Raw genomic sequence first — 14,771 nt, 5'->3', positions numbered from 1 at the left:
CCCCGGGGCTGTCCCTCCAGGCTCGCACGGTGCCGGCCGCGCCGGAAGGTCTCCAGCGTCGCCGAGCATGCGGTTCCCGTCGCCCGAGCATGCGGTTGGCGTCCGAGTTCAGCCGAAGGGCGACGCCCACCGCGTGCTCGGCACCGAGAGGGATGGCCCCTAGGCGCGTGGTTGAGTGCGGAGGCGGGAGAGCTCCTGCGCGATCGCCGAGCCGACGACCTGCCCCGGGGCGATGCCGGTCTCGTCGGTCGGTGCGATCGCGGTCAGCCCGGCCAGGCCGATCCCGACCATGAGCAGGCGCAGGGCGGCGTCGCGGTTGCCGTCGTCGGGCCGTTCCCGGTCGAGGAGCCGTTCGAGGACCGTGCAGACCTGCTGGAGCGATGTCAGGTATGCGGGGGCGAACTCCTGGGTGAACCGCGCGTACGAGCCCGCCTCGGCCCAGAGGGCGAGGGCACCGCCGTCCTGCCCGCCGCGCAGGCCCTCGAAGAAGTGGCCGACCGCTTCCTGCGGGTCGAGGTTCGCCGCCTCGGCCTCGAACTGCTCGACCTCGGTCCGGGTGTACAGGAGCCAGGCCTCGGCGACGAGCTGCGTCGTCGACCCGAAGTGGTGGTGGATCTGCCCCTGGGAGCCGCCGAGCTCCGCCGCGACCGAGCGGGCCGTCACGGCGGCGATGCCGTCGCGTCCCAGGACGACCACGGCCGCGTCCAGGATGGTCCTGCGGCGCGCGTCTCGTGCGAGATAGCTCCCCATGGTGTTCTCCTCGGTGTCGGCAGCGGCCTATTGCATCACGACGGAGCGCACGAACGCGCTGGTCCGGGTGCGCAGCCCGTCGCGACGGGACGCGACGATCTCTGCGGCCGGCGGGTCGAGGGGGCCCGGGAGCGGGGTGCTGTGGACGTTCGTGTGGCAGTCGAGGTCGACGCACACGTAGATGCCGAGGGTGTCGAGGCGGGCGCGCTTGTCCGCCCCTGCGCGGGCGGCCGAGAACAGGGCGACCTCGTTGAAGCGCCGGGTGAAGCGGCACAGCACGCACATCACGGCGCGGCTCGCGAGCTCGTTGCGGGTCGCCGACTGGCGGAGCATGACGCCGTGGGGCACGTCGTCGACGAGGGCGACGAGGTACGCGCGCAGGGGTGACCGGGGGTCGCGCCAGCCGAGGTAGTCGAGGCGGGACCAGTCGAGCGTGTCGAACGTGGCGGGGAGCCGCAGGACCTTCGTCTCCTGCGTGGTGGTGTTCCTGAAGGCGTGGCGGGTCTCCTGCCGGGTCAGTGGTCGCACGTGCGGCTCCGGTTTCCGTCGAATTTGTACGGGTGTTCAAGTTGGACACTAGTACAGATTCGTGGGGCGGAGCACGCCCTTTCTCCCGCCCCGACCTGGTGGCTCCTCAGGGAAATCACCCTCCCGCTCCCTCGCCGACGCGCGCCCGCGGGTCTAGCGTCGAGAACAGGTACGCCCGTCGCTCGACCGGGGGGATCTCATGTGGGCGATCCGTGGACGCGTCGTCGCACTGTCGGACGACCGGTCGGTCGCGCCGTCCGAGTCCGCGGTCTTCACGGGCCGCGTGTGGATCGACGACGACGGCCGCGTCGCCGCCGTCACCCGCAGCACCCGGCCCGGTCCCGCCCGCTTCGACGGATGCCCGGTCGTCGACGTCGGCGGCTCGCTCGTCCTGCCGGGCCTGATCGACCTCCACAACCACCTGGCCTACGACACGCTGCCCCTGTGGACCGAGCCGTCGCAGGCCGTCCCGTTCGCGCACCACGACTCGTGGCCCCGTGCCAGGACCTACGCCGCGAGCACCACGTGGCCCGCGTACGCGTTCATCACCGCGAGCCCGCACGAGCTCCTCGCGTACGTCGAGACCAAGGCGATCGTGGGCGGCACGACCTCGGTCCAGGGCTCCCCGCCCATGAACCGCCCGCGCGACGGGTGGCTCGTGCGCGAGATCGACGACGAGAGCTTCGGGACGGGGGACCGCAACAAGGTCCTCGCGTCGGTCCTCACGGCCAAGCCCGCCGACCTCGCCGACCGCGCGAACCGCATGCGCGCCGGATCGCTGTTCGTCTACCACTGCGCCGAGGGGCAGCCCGGCAGCCTCGTCGCCCGCGAGTACACCGACGCCGAGTCGGCCGGCTGCCTCCAGCCCCGGTTCGTCGCGGTCCACGCGACCGCGGTCGATGCGGCCGGCTTCGCGCGCTGGGCCGACCCCGGCGCCGTCGTCTGGTCGCCCTTCTCCAACCTGTGGCTCTACGGCGTCACCACCGACGTCCCCGCGGCGAGGGACGCGGGACTCGCCGTGTGCCTCGGGGCGGACTGGGCGCCGTCGGGCTCGAAGAACGTCCTGGGCGAGCTCAAGGCCGCGCGCCTCGCCGCCGACCACGCCGGGTGGAACCTCAGCGACGAGGACCTCGTGCGCATGGTGACCTGCGTGCCCGGCGACGTCCTCGCACGCGGCTGGGGGCGGCAGACCGGGCGGCTGCAGCCCGGGGCGCTCGCGGACGTCCTCGTGCTGCGCGCCGAGCGTGGCGCCGACCCGTTCGCCTCCGTCGTCGCCGCGACCGAGGAGGACGTGGACCTCGTCGTGATCGACGGCGTCGCGCGCTACGGGACTCCCGCGCTCACGGCCGCCGCGGGCGCGCCCGACCTCACGGCCCTCACCGTCGGCTCGCGCGACATGCGCCTGAGCCTCACGCACCCCGACGACGGCACGACGCCCTGGGGGTGGGACGACGTCGTCGACCGGCTCGAGGCCGTCCGTGCCGACCCGCAGGCCGAGATCACCGCAGCCCAGGCGCGCGCCGCGGCATGGGCCGGGAGCATGAGCGACGAAGGCGCGCCCCTGCGCCTCGCGCTCGACATGCCCACGGGCGTCGGCCCGGTCGGCGGGCTCCCGCGCGACCTCGGGACGATCGTCGTCCCGCCGCTCGAGTCCCTGATGCCCGACGACGCCTGGCTCGCCCAGGTCGTCGGGCGCGGCTTCCACGCGGGAGTGCTCGACGGCCTGCGCGCCTACTACTGAGGTCGCGTCGCAGCGATCTCGCCGACCGCCGCACCACCGCACCACTGCACCACCGCTGGGAGGGAACGTGACGACCACCGACCCGCGCGACGCCCGCGTCCGGCGCCTGCTCGCCGAGGCCGTCACGGCCACGACCCTCGCCGACGTCCCCGCGGCCGCGCACCTCGACGGCGGCGAACGGCTCCAGGTCGTCGACACGTTCGTCACGGTCCTGGGCGGGCTCTACTCCCACCTGCCCGCCAAGCGCGCGGCCTACGCGAGCGACCCCGTGCAGGGGCTCACGCTGCTGCGGCGCCGCGCCGTCGACCTGACCGACGCCGAGTTCCACCTCGCGCTCACGGGCATCCTCACCGGGCTGCGCGACGCGCACACCCGCTACGTCGGGCCCGTCGCCGCACGCGGGCAGGTCGCGACGCTGCCGTTCCTGATCGAGGCCCACGGGCCCGACCACGAGCCGCACTTCCTCGTGACCAAGGTCGGCCCCGGCGCCACGACCGACAGGTCGTTCGCCCCAGGTGTCGAGGTCCTCGCATGGAACGGCGTGCCCATCGCCCGCGCGGTCGAGGTCCACGCCGACCGCGAGACCGGCGGGCGACCCGACGCGCGGCGCTCGCGCGCGCTCGAGTCCCTGACGTTCCGCGCTCTCGACTACGGGCCGCCGCCCGACGAGCACTGGGTCGTCGTCGAGTACCGGACGCGCCGCGGGGCCAGCCGGGAGACACGCTTCGACTGGACCGTCGTCGCCCCCGGTCGGGCCGAGACGGCCGTCAGCCGAGCCACGCGCGCGGCGCTCAAGGTCGCGGTCGACCCCGCCGCGGACGCCGTGCGCCGGGCCAAGAAGCTCACGTTCGTCCCCGAGCTGTGGGCCACCGAGGACGAGGCCGAGCCCGCCGCGCCACCACCGCCGCTTCCCCGGGCGAGCACGACGCGAGCGGGCGTCGCCCGCGCAGGGGGAGCGGCGCCGTCGGGCCGTCTCCCGACCGGGAACGCGGGCGGGGCGGGCACGGACTGGATCCCCACCCCGCTCCAGGACGTCCTCGCCGCGCGGGCGCTCGACGCCGACCACGGCCTGCTGCGGCTGTGGTCGTTCGACGTGGGGGACGACGCCGCCTACCTCGACGAGATGACCCGGCTCCTGGGGCTCCTGCCCGCGGGAGGGGTCGTCGTGGACCTGCGCGGCAACCCCGGCGGGCTCGTCTGGGCCGCCGAGCGCGCGCTGCAGCTCTTCACGGACCACCCGGTCGTCCCCACGCGCTTCAGCCTCGTCGCCACACCCCTCACCCGGCTCATGGCCGCCAGCCCGTTCAACCGGCTCGAGCTCGAGGCGTGGAACGGCTCGCTCCAGGACGCCGTGTCGACCGGCGAGCAGTACGCGCAGCCCCTGCCGCTGACCGACCCCGCCTGGTGCAACGACCGCGGACGGGTCTACCCCGGACCCGCGGTCGCGGTCGTCGACCCGAACACGTACTCGTCGGGCGACCTGTTCGCGGCCGGGTGGGTCGACAACGACGTGGGTCCGCTCGTCGCCGTCGGGCAGGCCACCGGGGGCGGTGGGGCCAACGTCTGGACGCTGTCCCAGGTGCGCGACGCGCTCGCGGGCACCGAGCGCGCGCTGCCGCCCATGCCCGCAGGGACGTCGCTGACCGTCGCGGTGCGGCGGACCATCCGCTCGGGCCGGGGCGACGGCATCCCGGTCGAGGACCTCGGGATCGCGGGCGTCCCGTACGACATGACCCGCGACGACCTGCTGCGGGACAACGTCGACCTCCAGGCGTTCTGCCTGGGGCTGCTCCGCGCCGGCTGAGAGCCGGTCCGCGCGCGAACGGAGGAACGACATGAGCACCGACCACGACCCCGGACCGCCGCCCGAGATCGCCGAGATCTTCGAGCGGCTCCCGAGCTACGGCGAGCACGCCGCGCTGTTCTGGCACGACTGGGGTCCCGTGCTCTACCGGGGCCGCCTCGACGGGTCCGCGCGCCTGCTCGTCATCGCGTCCGACCCCGGCCCCACCGAACGCATCGCGGGCCGCTCGCTCGTGGGCAACGCGGGCCAGCGCGTCCAGGGCTTCCTCACCAAGCTCGGGCTGACGCGCAGCTACGTGTGCCTCAACGCCTACGCGTACGCGACGCTGCCCTCGCGCGCGGACGAGGCCGCGCGCGAGATCCTGCGTGCCCCCGAGCACACGCGCTGGCGCAACCAGCTGTTCGACGCCGTCACGGGACCCGGTCTCCAGGCGGTCGTCGCGTTCGGGGCCCAGGCGCGCGACGCCCTGGGGCGCTGGGAGGGCGCCCCGAACGTCCCCGTCCACAAGGTCCCGCACCCCTCGAGCCGCGACCCCAAGGCGCTGCTCGACGCGTGGCGCGACGCGGTCGGCGACCTGCGGGGCGTCGTGACGCCGGACCCCGACGGCGACGCGACCGTCCCGACCTACGGCGCGACCTTCGAGGAGGCCGACTACGCACCGATCCCGCGCGGTGACCTGCCGTACGGGATGCCCGACTGGTTCGGGGACGACGCCTGGATCCGTGCGCTCGGCGAGAACGGCACCGTGCAACGGCCGCGCAGCGACCCGGCGCACACGATCGAGTGGAGGGCGCCGGGCGGAGCGGTCTGAGGCGGGCGCGGGGCCTGAGGCCCCAACGGTCGTCCTACGGCCCCTCGTGCGGGACCAGCACCCGCACGCCACGACGCTCGACGACCGTCGCGGTCGTCTCGTCGAGGGTCCGCGTCGTCGCCTCGTCGAAGCCGTTCCCGACCGAGCGCACCAGGAGCGTCGCCGACCCCGACGTCAGGTAGCGCAACGCCTCGCGCTGCCACGCGGCGTTCTGGTCGCGCGGCACGGGGCGCCCCACGGAGTCCTTCGCCCCGACGTCGTACGCGTACCCCGACAGGTCCACGGGCAGCTCGCAGCCGCGCGCCAGGTCGCGGCTCAGGACCTCGGTCAGCGCGAGCAGCGCGGGGGAGTCGGCGCGGACGCACCCGTCCTCCGGCAGGTGGGACCGCACCGCGGCGGCCGGGAAAGGCACGACGCGCTGCGTCGCCGTCACCCCGGCACCGAGCGTGAAGCCCAGGCACACGAGCGCCGCGACCGGCTGCCGCCAACGCGCCGGCACGAGCGAGGCCGCGGCCGCGACGACCAGCACGAGCGCCGGGACGACGAACGCCGCGTACTGCTGGTACGCCGACGGCGACGCCACGAGCACCACGGTCTGGACGGCGAGCAGCGCGACCCACAGGCGACCGCGCCGCCCGACCCAGGCAGCGACCGCCGCGACGACCACGAGGCCCAGCACGGCCCAGACCAGGGCGAGCTGCGCCGTCGGGGTCCGGGCCCACTCCGCGTTCCCCGTGCCCGCGATCCACGTGAGCCGCTGGAGGACCCCCGTGTCCGTCTCGCGCGGTCGCCCGAGCTGGTCGAGCACGACCATGCGGAACATGTCCGAGCCCGCGGCCAGCGCGAACGGCGCCATCACGACCACGACCGCCCCGACCGCCCCCGCGCCCGCCCGCACCGCGACCCGCCACCCCGCCGTCACGAGCAACCAGACGACCACGACCGCGAGCGGCACGACGCCCCAGATCTTGACGCTCACGCCGAGCCCCAGGACCGCGCCGCCCGCCCACAGCCAGCCCATCCCGGAGGCTGTCGCGGGGCGCCGGTCCGCATCGAGGCCGCGCAGCACCAGGACGACCCCGCCCAGCAGGCACAGCGACCCCAAGGGCTCGAGCAGCGTGATGCGCTCGGCCCACGCCGCGGCGTACGACACGGCGTACAGGACGCCGCCCACGACCATCGCGGTCGTGCCCCACCGGCGCGCGACCCGCGTCACCAGGACGGCGTTCGCGGCGCCGACCAGCAGGAAGCCCACGCGCGCGGCGACCAGGGCGTCGCTGTCGCTCGTCCACGCGGTGAGCGCCGCGAAGGGCGTCAGGGCGAGCATCGAGCCGGGTGGGTGCAGGAGCAGGAAGTCGCGGTAGGGCAGGAGGCCGTGCGCGAACGCCACGGCCGACGAGAAGTACACGCCGTCGTCGTACCCGTGATACCCGCGGAGGCCGACCGTCCCGCCCACGAGGTGCCATCGCACGAGGAACGCGAGCGCCCCGACCGCGGCGGCGACCGCCCAGCCCAGCGCAGCGCCCGGCCGGCGGTCCGGGCGGGGGGTTCGGGGTGCGGGGCTCACTTCCTCGAGTCTGCCCGGCGTGGTGCGGGGCCGCGCGCGGAGGCCCGACGGCGGCGCGCACCGAGCACCGCTCAGCGGGAGCGCGGAGCCAAGGGGCAGCCCGTGCAGGCCGAGGGGAGGCGACGGGTGGGCTGTGCGTCGCCGGGAGTGCCCGGGGTACCCGGAGCACCCGGCGTGCCGGGGCAGCCCGACCCCGAGCAGGGCCCCCCGGCTCGCGGCGGGCCCGCGACCTGCACGAGCCTCAGCCGGACGAGCTGCGCGACGGTCGCGTCGACGAGCCCGGGGTCGAGGCCGAGCGCGACGGCGGCCTCGTCGGTCGTGTCGCCCGCGCGGATCCTCGCCAGCACCGGCCGCACGAGGTCGCGGTGCCGCGCGGGAGCGTGCGCCGTGGTGCTCACCAGACGAGCCGCAGGAGCTGGAACGTCGCGACCGACAGGACCCAGGCGACCGTGAGCTGGGCCGCGACCGCACCCAGGGTCCAGCGCCAGCCGAACAGGCGCTTCTGCTCGGCGACCGTCGCGAGGCACGGCGTGTAGGCGAGCACGAAGACCATGAACGCGAGCGCCGCGGCCGAGGCGTGCCCGCCCGAGGTCTCGTCGAGCGTGGTGCGCAGCTGCTCGCCGAGCTCGCCCGGTGACGACCGGGTGGGCTCGTCCACGGCGTACGCCTGCGCGAGCGCCCCGACCGCGACCTCCTTGGCGACGAACCCGGTGACCAGGGCGGACGTCGTGCGCCAGTCGCCGTAGCCAGCGGGGGCGAACACGGGCGCGACCTGGTCGGTCAGGCGGCCGTACGCCGAGTCGTGCACAGGGACCTCGCCGAACGTGTGGCCGGCGGTGACGGGGATCGCGAGCAGCAGCCACACGGCGACGAGGACCGCGACGATGATCGTGCCCGCGCCGCGCAGGAACGCGAGCACACGCCGGCCCGTGGTCGCCAGGAGCGGGCCGAGGCGCGGCACGTGGTACGCCGGGAGGACCAGCGCGAGGGGTTCCCGGTCGAGGTCGCGGAACAGCGTGCCGCGCAGCGCGAAGGCCCCGCCGAGCACGAGCAGCACGCTCAGCACGTACATGGCGAGCACCACGAGGCCCGTGTGCCGGGGAAAGAACGTCCCGGCCAGCAGGACGTACACCGTCAGCCGCGCGGGGCACGACGCGTACGGGACCAGGAGCCCCGTGAGCAGACGCTGCCGGGCGTGCGGGAGCGTCTTGGTCGCCGCGAGGGCGGGCAGGTTGCAGCCGAAGCCGACGATGAGCGGCATGATGACGCGGCCGTCGAGCCCGACCGAACGCATGAGCCGGTCCGCCAGGACCGCGACCCGTGCGACGTAGCCAGAGTCCTCGAGCAGCCCGATCGCGAGGAACATCATGGCCATGAGCGGCGCGAACGCGACGACGACGCCGACGCCCGCGACGACGCCGTCGACCACCAGACCCTCGAACCACCCGCCGCCCAGCCCCAGGCCGGCGAGCGCCCACGAGACGACTCCCGCGACGGGACCGGTCACGAGCGCCTCGGCGGCTCCCATGATCGGCGCGGCCGCCCACGTGGCGAGCTGGAACAGCGCCCAGAGGGTCAGGACGAACACGGGCAGCCCGACCCACGGGTTGAGCAGCCAGCGGTCGATCCGGTCGGCTCGGCTCCGGGTCGGGGAGTGGTGGGCGTCGATCGCCTCGACCACGTCGTCGGCCCAGCCGAGCAGCGCGTCGATCCGGTCGAGGTCGCCCCGGTCGAGGTCGCCCGCCGGGCGGTCGTCGGCAGGAGCAGGCAGCCCGACGACGGCGCGCGGGTTCGCCGCGACGGTGCGCACGGCCTCGGCGAGGTCGTCCGTGCCGTGTCCCGTGCGAGGGTCGACCTCGACGACCGGGACACCGAGCCGGTCCGCGAGCCGGTCCGGGTCGACGACGAGGCCGTCGACCGTGGCGACGTCGGTCATGGTGAGGGCGACCACGACACGGTCGGTCAGGGCGCCGACCTGCCCGAGGAGGAACAGCGCGCTGTGGAGCTCGGCTGCGTTGGCGACGAGCAGGCAGACGGCGTCGTCCGTGCGCCCGGTGCCCGCAGCGCCCCCGGTGCCCGCTGTGCTGCGGGCGATCTCGGCCGCGGTCACGGCCTCGTCGGGCGAGACGGGGGTCAGCGAGTAGGCGCCGGGCAGGTCGACGATCGCGAGGGTCGACGAGGCGGCGAGGGCGACCGCGGTCTCCTGGGAGCCGCGCGCCTCCGCGGACCGGCCGGGCCCGGGGCGCCAGGTCCCACGGGCGAGCTCGACCGTCGTCCCGGGAGCGTTGCGGGTGGTCTGGCGGGCGCCCGTGAGGCGGTTGAAGAGGGTCGACTTCCCGGAATTGGGCGTCCCGACGAGCAGGATCCGCGCGGCGGGGAGGTCCGTCGCGTCGAGCGGTACCCCCGGGCCGGTCCCGCGACGGCGACGTCGCGCGGGCGGGTGCGCGGCGCCGTCGTGCCCCTCGGTGCCGCGTCCGGGTCCCACGTCGCAGTGCGGACAGCTCACGACGCGATCTCGAGCCGGCGGACCGTCGCGGCGTCGAGCGCGATGCGGCGGCGGCCGACGAGGACGACGCGCCCGCCGAACGGGGTCCGCAGCGCGACGGTCATGCCTGCGCCCGGTCGGAGTCCCAGCTCGCGCAGGCGAACCCCGGAGCCCGGCGAGGTGCGTGCGTCCTCGCGGACCGACGACAGGACGACGTGCGCCCCCGGTGGGACCTCAGCCAGGTTCATGCTCTCGACGCTAGACGTGAGGTGAGCCTCACCTCACGTGCTGGAGGTCCCGGGCGGCCCGGGCCGTAGGTCCCGTCAGAGGTTGAGGAGTGCGCCCGCGCCGATGCCCGCGAGGATGCCCAGGGCCATGGTCGTGACCGTGAGCACGACCGGGTGCGAGGGGCTGCTGTGCAGGCGCTGCCAGAGGCTCGGGGCAGGGGAGGCGGTCTGGGCGTGGTGGATCTCGCGGCGCGAGAGCCCGGCCGTGACGGGGGCGGGCTCGGTGGCGTGCTGGGTGCTCATGGTTCGTACCTCCGGGGTTGTGCGTTCACCACGGTAGACACGGTTGCGGGGCCGACGTGACGCGAGATGCGCGTGAAGAGAGTCACGTGGCCCCCGGTGGCGGGGCGTACGGGGCTGGGGTATCCCAGGTGCTATCGAGCCGCCGTGCTCCCGCGCACCACGAGGCTCGTCGCGAGGTCCATGCGCGTGTTCGTCACGTCGCCCTCGCGCGCCTTGAGGACGAGCCGCGCGGCCTCCTGGCCCATCTCCTGGAGCGGCTGGTGGACCGTGGTCAGCGCGGGGCTGGACCAGCGGGCCACGGGGACGTCGTCGTACCCGACGATCGAGAGGTCCTCGGGGACGCGCAACCCGTGGCGGCGCGCGGCCTCGAGCACGCCGAGGGCCTGGAGGTCGGAACCCGCGAAGATCGCGGTGGGGGGCTCGGGCAGGCTCAGGAGCTCCTCGGCGCGGTCGGTGCCGCCCTGCGGGTGGAAGTCGCCGAACCGCACCAGGTCGGGGTCGGCCGCGATGCCGGCCGTGCCGAGCGCCGAACGGTAGCCGTCGAGGCGGGCGAGCGAGCACATCATGTCCTCGGGGCCCGTGATGACGCCGATGCGGCGGTGGCCGAGCTCGATGAGGTGACGCGTGGCCATGAGCCCGCCCTGCCAGTTCGCGGAGCCGACCGACGGGACGTCGGGCTCGGGGTCCCCGGCGGGGTCGATGACCGCGAACGGGATGGCCCGTGAGCGGAGCTGTTCCTTGACGGCCGCGGGCAGCGTCGAGAAGACGAGCACGACGCCGAGCGGCCGGCGGGCGAGGACGCCCTCGATCCACTCGGGCCCGGGGGCGTGCCGGGTGCCTGACTCGGTCAGCACGACGCTCGCCCCGTGCTCGCGCGCGACGTCCTCGACGCCGCGGATGAGCTCCATGGCCCAGATGCTCTCGAGCTCGTGGAACACGATCTCGATGAGGGGGGCCGAGGCGGTGGGGCTCTTGCGTCGCCGGTAGCCGTGCTGGACGAGCAGCGCCTCGACCCGGTCGCGGGTCCCTGCGGACACGTCGGTGCGCCCGTTGAGCACCTTGGACACGGTCGAGAGGGACACCTGGGCCTCGGCCGCCACGGCGGCGAGGGTGACCCGGCCGGGAAGAACGTCGTCGGTCATGCGGGTCAGCGTAGCGCCTCGGGCGGAAAGTTTCGATGGGTGATCTCCGAGGTCTCGACGAGCAGTTCCCAGGCTTCTCGCAGCAGGTAACAGTTCAGGCTCGGTGTTGACCCCGAGGATTTCGCGTCTTAGAGTCCAGGGCAACCGAGTACTTTCGGCGCAGACGCCGAAACTTTCGAAAGGGTTCGATGATGAACACAAGAACGCGGAAGTCGCTCACGGCCGCGGCCGTGGCGTCGGCGCTGGTCCTCCCGCTCGCTGCGTGCGCGAGCGGGGACTCCGGTGGGTCGAGCCGCCCCGAGAACGAGATCCACGTGATGGTCTACGGGGACGCGACCAACAAGGTCGAGCAGCAGATGGTCGACACGTTCAACAAGACCTCGGACGTCAAGGTCGTCCTCGACACCATCCCCGGCGCCGACTACCAGCAGAAGCTCCAGACGATCATCGACACCAACGCGGCGCCGGACGTCTTCTTCAACTGGGGCGGCGGCTCGATCGAGCCCTTCGTCGACGCCGACCTGCTGCTTCCCCTCGACGACTTCATCGCCGAGGACCCCCAGCTCAAGGACGCGTTCCTGCCCGCGGTGTTCAACTCGGCCGTGATCGACGGCACGTCCTACGGCATCCCGATGCGCGGCACGCAGCCGGTCATGCTGTTCCACAACAAGCAGGTCCTCGCGGACGCCGGCATCGAGGCCCCCGAGACCTGGGACGAGCTCCTCGCGGCGGTCGAGACCCTCAAGGCCCAGGGCGTCACGCCGATCGCCCTCGGCGGCGCCGACCAGTGGCCGACCCTCATGTGGTACCAGTACGCGTTCGACCGCGTCGCGGGCCCCGAGCTCTTCGAGAAGGCCCTCGCGGGCGACACCGACGTGTGGGACTCGGCCGAGAGCCACGAGGCCCTCGACAAGCTGTCCGAGCTCATCGACGCCGGCGCCTTCGGCACCAACTTCGACTCGGTGAAGTTCACCGACGGCGGCTCGCCCGCGCTCCTGCGCACGGGCAAGGCGGCGTTCGAGCTCATGGGCTCGTGGAACTACTCGACGCACTACGACGTGGACCCCGCGTGGACCGACGCCAACCTCGGCTACACGGCCTTCCCCGCGATCGACGGCGGCAAGGGCGACGCGGCCAACATCACGGGCAACACCAACAACTTCTACTCGGTGCTCGCCAAGACGCGCTACCCGGACGCCGTGCGCGACTTCCTCAAGCTCATGTACTCGGACGAGTTCGTCGAGGCGCAGCTCGCGATCGGCAACCTGCCGACCACGACCAACACCGAGCAGTTCCTGGACCAGGCCGCGAGCCCCGAGTACGCCGCCTTCCAGTTCGACCTCGTGAAGAACGCGCCGCACTTCCAGATGTCCTGGGACCAGGCCTTCCCCCCGGCTGCCGGCACCCCGCTCAAGATCGCGGTCCAGCAGTTCTTCAGCGGCCAGATCGACGCCGACGGCTTCATCGCTGCGATGAAGTCCCTGCCGGCCTCGCGCTGACCCGGTCCCCCGGACGGAGATCGTCATGACCACCCGCGCACCCCAGGGGCGCACGCGCCCGGGCGCCGCCGACCTCCAGGTCGGTCGCCCGGGCGTGGTCTGGGCCCTGCCCGCCGCCCTGTTCTTCGGGCTCTTCGCCCTCCTGCCCATGGTCCTCGTGCTCGTGCTGTCGTTCACGCAGTGGAGCGGCCTGGGCAGTCCCGAGCTCGTCGGGACCGAGAACTGGTCCCGCCTCCTCGACGACCCCGTGATGCTCAAGAGCATCGGGCTCTCGCTCGTGCTGACGGCACTCGGCGTCGTGACCCAGACCCCGGTCGCGATGCTGCTGGGTGTGTGGGCCGCGGGCCACCAGTGGAACCGTGCGGTGCTCTCGGCGATCTTCTTCGTGCCGCTGCTGCTGTCCGCGGCCGCGGTGTCGGTCCTGTGGCGCGCGGTGCTCGACCCGAACTTCGGCGTCCCGGCCCAGATGGAGTGGCTGTTCGGCGACGGCAACCTGTTCGGCAACCAGTCGACCGCGATCGCCGTCCTGGTGTTCGTGAGCCTGTGGCAGTTCACGCCGCTGCACGCCTTGATCTACCAGGGCGCCGCGAAGGCCGTGCCGCCCATGCTCTACGAGGCGGCCGAGATCGACGGCGCCGGGCGCGTGCGCTCGTTCTTCGCGATCACGCTCCCGCAGCTGCGCAACACCATGATCACGTCGGTCATCCTCATGGTCGTCGGCGGCCTGACGACGTTCGACACGGTCCTCATCCTGACCAACGGCGGGCCCGGCACGGACACGACCATCACGGCCTTCTACATGTACCAGAAGGCGTTCCGCGGCTTCGACTTCGGGCTCGCGTCGGCGATCGCCGTGGTCCTGGTCGTCGCGGCGACCGCGATCTCCCTGGTCATGGTCCGCCTGTCCGGGTACGACAAGATGCGCAGCGAGCTGGAGGGCGTGTGATGAGCAACGACCTGAGCGTCACCCCCGCGGAGCAGGTCTCCGGCCCGACGACGTCGCCCGGCTCGGGTGGGGGGGGGCGCCCCGGCGGGGCGCCCCCCACGACGGCGGCGCGCGGCGGCGTCGGGCAGGCAGCCGGTCAGGAAAGGGCAGCCGCAACCGGCCCAACTGGGGCGCGGGCGTCGCGGTCACGATCTGGCTGCTGATCGTCGCGATCCCCCTCTACGTGCTCGTCACGGCGTCGTTCCAGACGCAGGCCGGGTACGCCGAGGGCGGCCCCCTGTCCCTGCCGACCACGTTCACGCTCGACAACTTCACCAACGCGTTCGACCAGGGCTTCGGCCGCTACTTCCTCAACACGCTCGTCGTGACGGTCGCCGTGGTCGGGATCGTGGTGCTGCTCGTGCCGCCGCTGTCGTACGCGATCGTGCGCAACCGCTCGCGCGCCACCACGGGCATCTTCCGGATGTTCCTCCTGGGCCTCGCGGTCCCCGCGAGCGCCGTGATCGTCCCGATCTTCTACGTCATCTCGGTCGTGGGCCTGTACGACAACCTGATCGGCGTGATCCTGCCGACCGCGGCGTTCTGCCTGCCGATCTGCACGATCATCCTCAGCGGCTCGATGCGCGACATCACCAACGAGCTCTACGAGGCCATGGCCCTCGACGGCGCGTCGCCCAGGCGGGTGTTCATGCAGCTCGTGCTGCCGCTGTCCAAGGGCGGCGTCGCGACGATCGTCGTCTACTCGGCGCTGCAGGCGTGGAACGGGTTCCTGTTCCCCCTGATCCTCACGCAGTCCGAGTCGACCAAGGTCATCACCCTCGGCCTCTTCAACTTCCAGACGCAGTACGGCGTCAACATCCCCGGCCTCCTCGCGGCGGTCGTCATGTCGATGATCCCGATCCTGCTCGTGTACCTGTTCGCCCGGCGTGCCCTGGTCCAGGGCCTCATGGGCGTCGGCGGAAAGTAGC

At 73.4% G+C, this 14,771-nt stretch carries 14 protein-coding genes; 6 read left to right on the top strand and 8 right to left on the bottom strand.

Annotation, left to right across the window (positions count from 1 at the left end):
• Positions 1–159: 159 nt before the first annotated feature.
• Positions 160–750, bottom strand: a complete 591-nt coding sequence (locus WFH32_RS14440; RefSeq protein WP_138826837.1) for a TetR family transcriptional regulator — start codon at positions 748–750, stop codon at positions 160–162.
• Positions 751–777: 27 nt separating this feature from the next.
• Positions 778–1,278, bottom strand: coding sequence for an FBP domain-containing protein (locus tag WFH32_RS14435; protein ID WP_191794533.1), 501 nt, complete (start codon positions 1,276–1,278; stop codon positions 778–780).
• A gap of 199 nt (positions 1,279–1,477) precedes the next feature.
• On the opposite strand from WFH32_RS14435, the gene WFH32_RS14430 reads away from it, so the two are divergent.
• The 3 genes from WFH32_RS14430 (at position 1,478) to WFH32_RS14420 (ending at position 5,634) form a co-directional block, all read left to right on the top strand.
• Entirely contained in the window at positions 1,478–3,019 is a 1,542-nt protein-coding gene (locus WFH32_RS14430; RefSeq protein WP_336708036.1) for an amidohydrolase family protein, read from the top strand.
• A gap of 67 nt (positions 3,020–3,086) precedes the next feature.
• Entirely contained in the window at positions 3,087–4,823 is a 1,737-nt protein-coding gene (locus WFH32_RS14425) for a S41 family peptidase (protein ID WP_336708035.1), read from the top strand.
• Positions 4,824–4,854: 31 nt separating this feature from the next.
• The gene (locus WFH32_RS14420) at positions 4,855–5,634 is read left to right on the top strand and encodes a uracil-DNA glycosylase family protein (RefSeq protein ID WP_336708034.1); all 780 of its coding nucleotides are present in this window, start codon (positions 4,855–4,857) and stop codon (positions 5,632–5,634) included.
• Between the two features lie 34 nt (positions 5,635–5,668).
• Here WFH32_RS14420 and WFH32_RS14415 read toward each other — a convergent pair whose 3' ends face one another.
• The 6 genes from WFH32_RS14415 to WFH32_RS14390 all read right to left on the bottom strand — a co-directional run bounded on the left by WFH32_RS14415 (position 5,669) and on the right by WFH32_RS14390 (position 11,358).
• Entirely contained in the window at positions 5,669–7,201 is a 1,533-nt protein-coding gene (locus WFH32_RS14415) for a glycosyltransferase 87 family protein (RefSeq protein ID WP_336708032.1), read from the bottom strand.
• A gap of 71 nt (positions 7,202–7,272) precedes the next feature.
• Entirely contained in the window at positions 7,273–7,599 is a 327-nt protein-coding gene (locus tag WFH32_RS14410; protein ID WP_191794528.1) for a hypothetical protein, read from the bottom strand.
• Positions 7,596–9,686, bottom strand: coding sequence for a ferrous iron transporter B (feoB, locus tag WFH32_RS14405; protein ID WP_336708030.1), 2,091 nt, complete (start codon positions 9,684–9,686; stop codon positions 7,596–7,598). Before feoB ends, WFH32_RS14410 begins: the two co-directional genes overlap by 4 nt.
• A gap of 17 nt (positions 9,687–9,703) precedes the next feature.
• A complete protein-coding gene (locus tag WFH32_RS14400) occupies positions 9,704–9,934 on the bottom strand; it encodes a FeoA family protein (protein ID WP_191794527.1) in 231 nt (76 codons plus the stop codon).
• A 75-nt stretch (positions 9,935–10,009) separates the two neighbouring features.
• The gene (locus WFH32_RS14395) at positions 10,010–10,216 is read right to left on the bottom strand and encodes a hypothetical protein (protein WP_191794526.1); all 207 of its coding nucleotides are present in this window, start codon (positions 10,214–10,216) and stop codon (positions 10,010–10,012) included.
• Positions 10,217–10,347: 131 nt separating this feature from the next.
• Positions 10,348–11,358 (bottom strand): LacI family DNA-binding transcriptional regulator, encoded by a 1,011-nt coding sequence (locus WFH32_RS14390; RefSeq protein ID WP_191794525.1) that lies wholly within the window; start codon positions 11,356–11,358, stop codon positions 10,348–10,350.
• A gap of 191 nt (positions 11,359–11,549) precedes the next feature.
• On the opposite strand from WFH32_RS14390, the gene WFH32_RS14385 reads away from it, so the two are divergent.
• The 3 genes from WFH32_RS14385 to WFH32_RS14375 all read left to right on the top strand — a co-directional run bounded on the left by WFH32_RS14385 (position 11,550) and on the right by WFH32_RS14375 (position 14,770).
• The gene (locus WFH32_RS14385) at positions 11,550–12,857 is read left to right on the top strand and encodes an ABC transporter substrate-binding protein (protein ID WP_336708028.1); all 1,308 of its coding nucleotides are present in this window, start codon (positions 11,550–11,552) and stop codon (positions 12,855–12,857) included.
• Positions 12,858–12,882: 25 nt separating this feature from the next.
• Positions 12,883–13,803 (top strand): carbohydrate ABC transporter permease, encoded by a 921-nt coding sequence (locus tag WFH32_RS14380; RefSeq protein ID WP_191794523.1) that lies wholly within the window; start codon positions 12,883–12,885, stop codon positions 13,801–13,803.
• Positions 13,804–14,026: 223 nt separating this feature from the next.
• Positions 14,027–14,770 (top strand): carbohydrate ABC transporter permease, encoded by a 744-nt coding sequence (locus tag WFH32_RS14375; RefSeq protein ID WP_336708026.1) that lies wholly within the window; start codon positions 14,027–14,029, stop codon positions 14,768–14,770.
• Position 14,771: the final 1 nt, after the last annotated feature.

This window comes from Oerskovia sp. USHLN155 (assembly GCF_037145535.1).
Taxonomy (GTDB): domain Bacteria; phylum Actinomycetota; class Actinomycetes; order Actinomycetales; family Cellulomonadaceae; genus Oerskovia; species Oerskovia rustica.
This window is presented reverse-complemented; position numbering and strand designations above follow the sequence as displayed.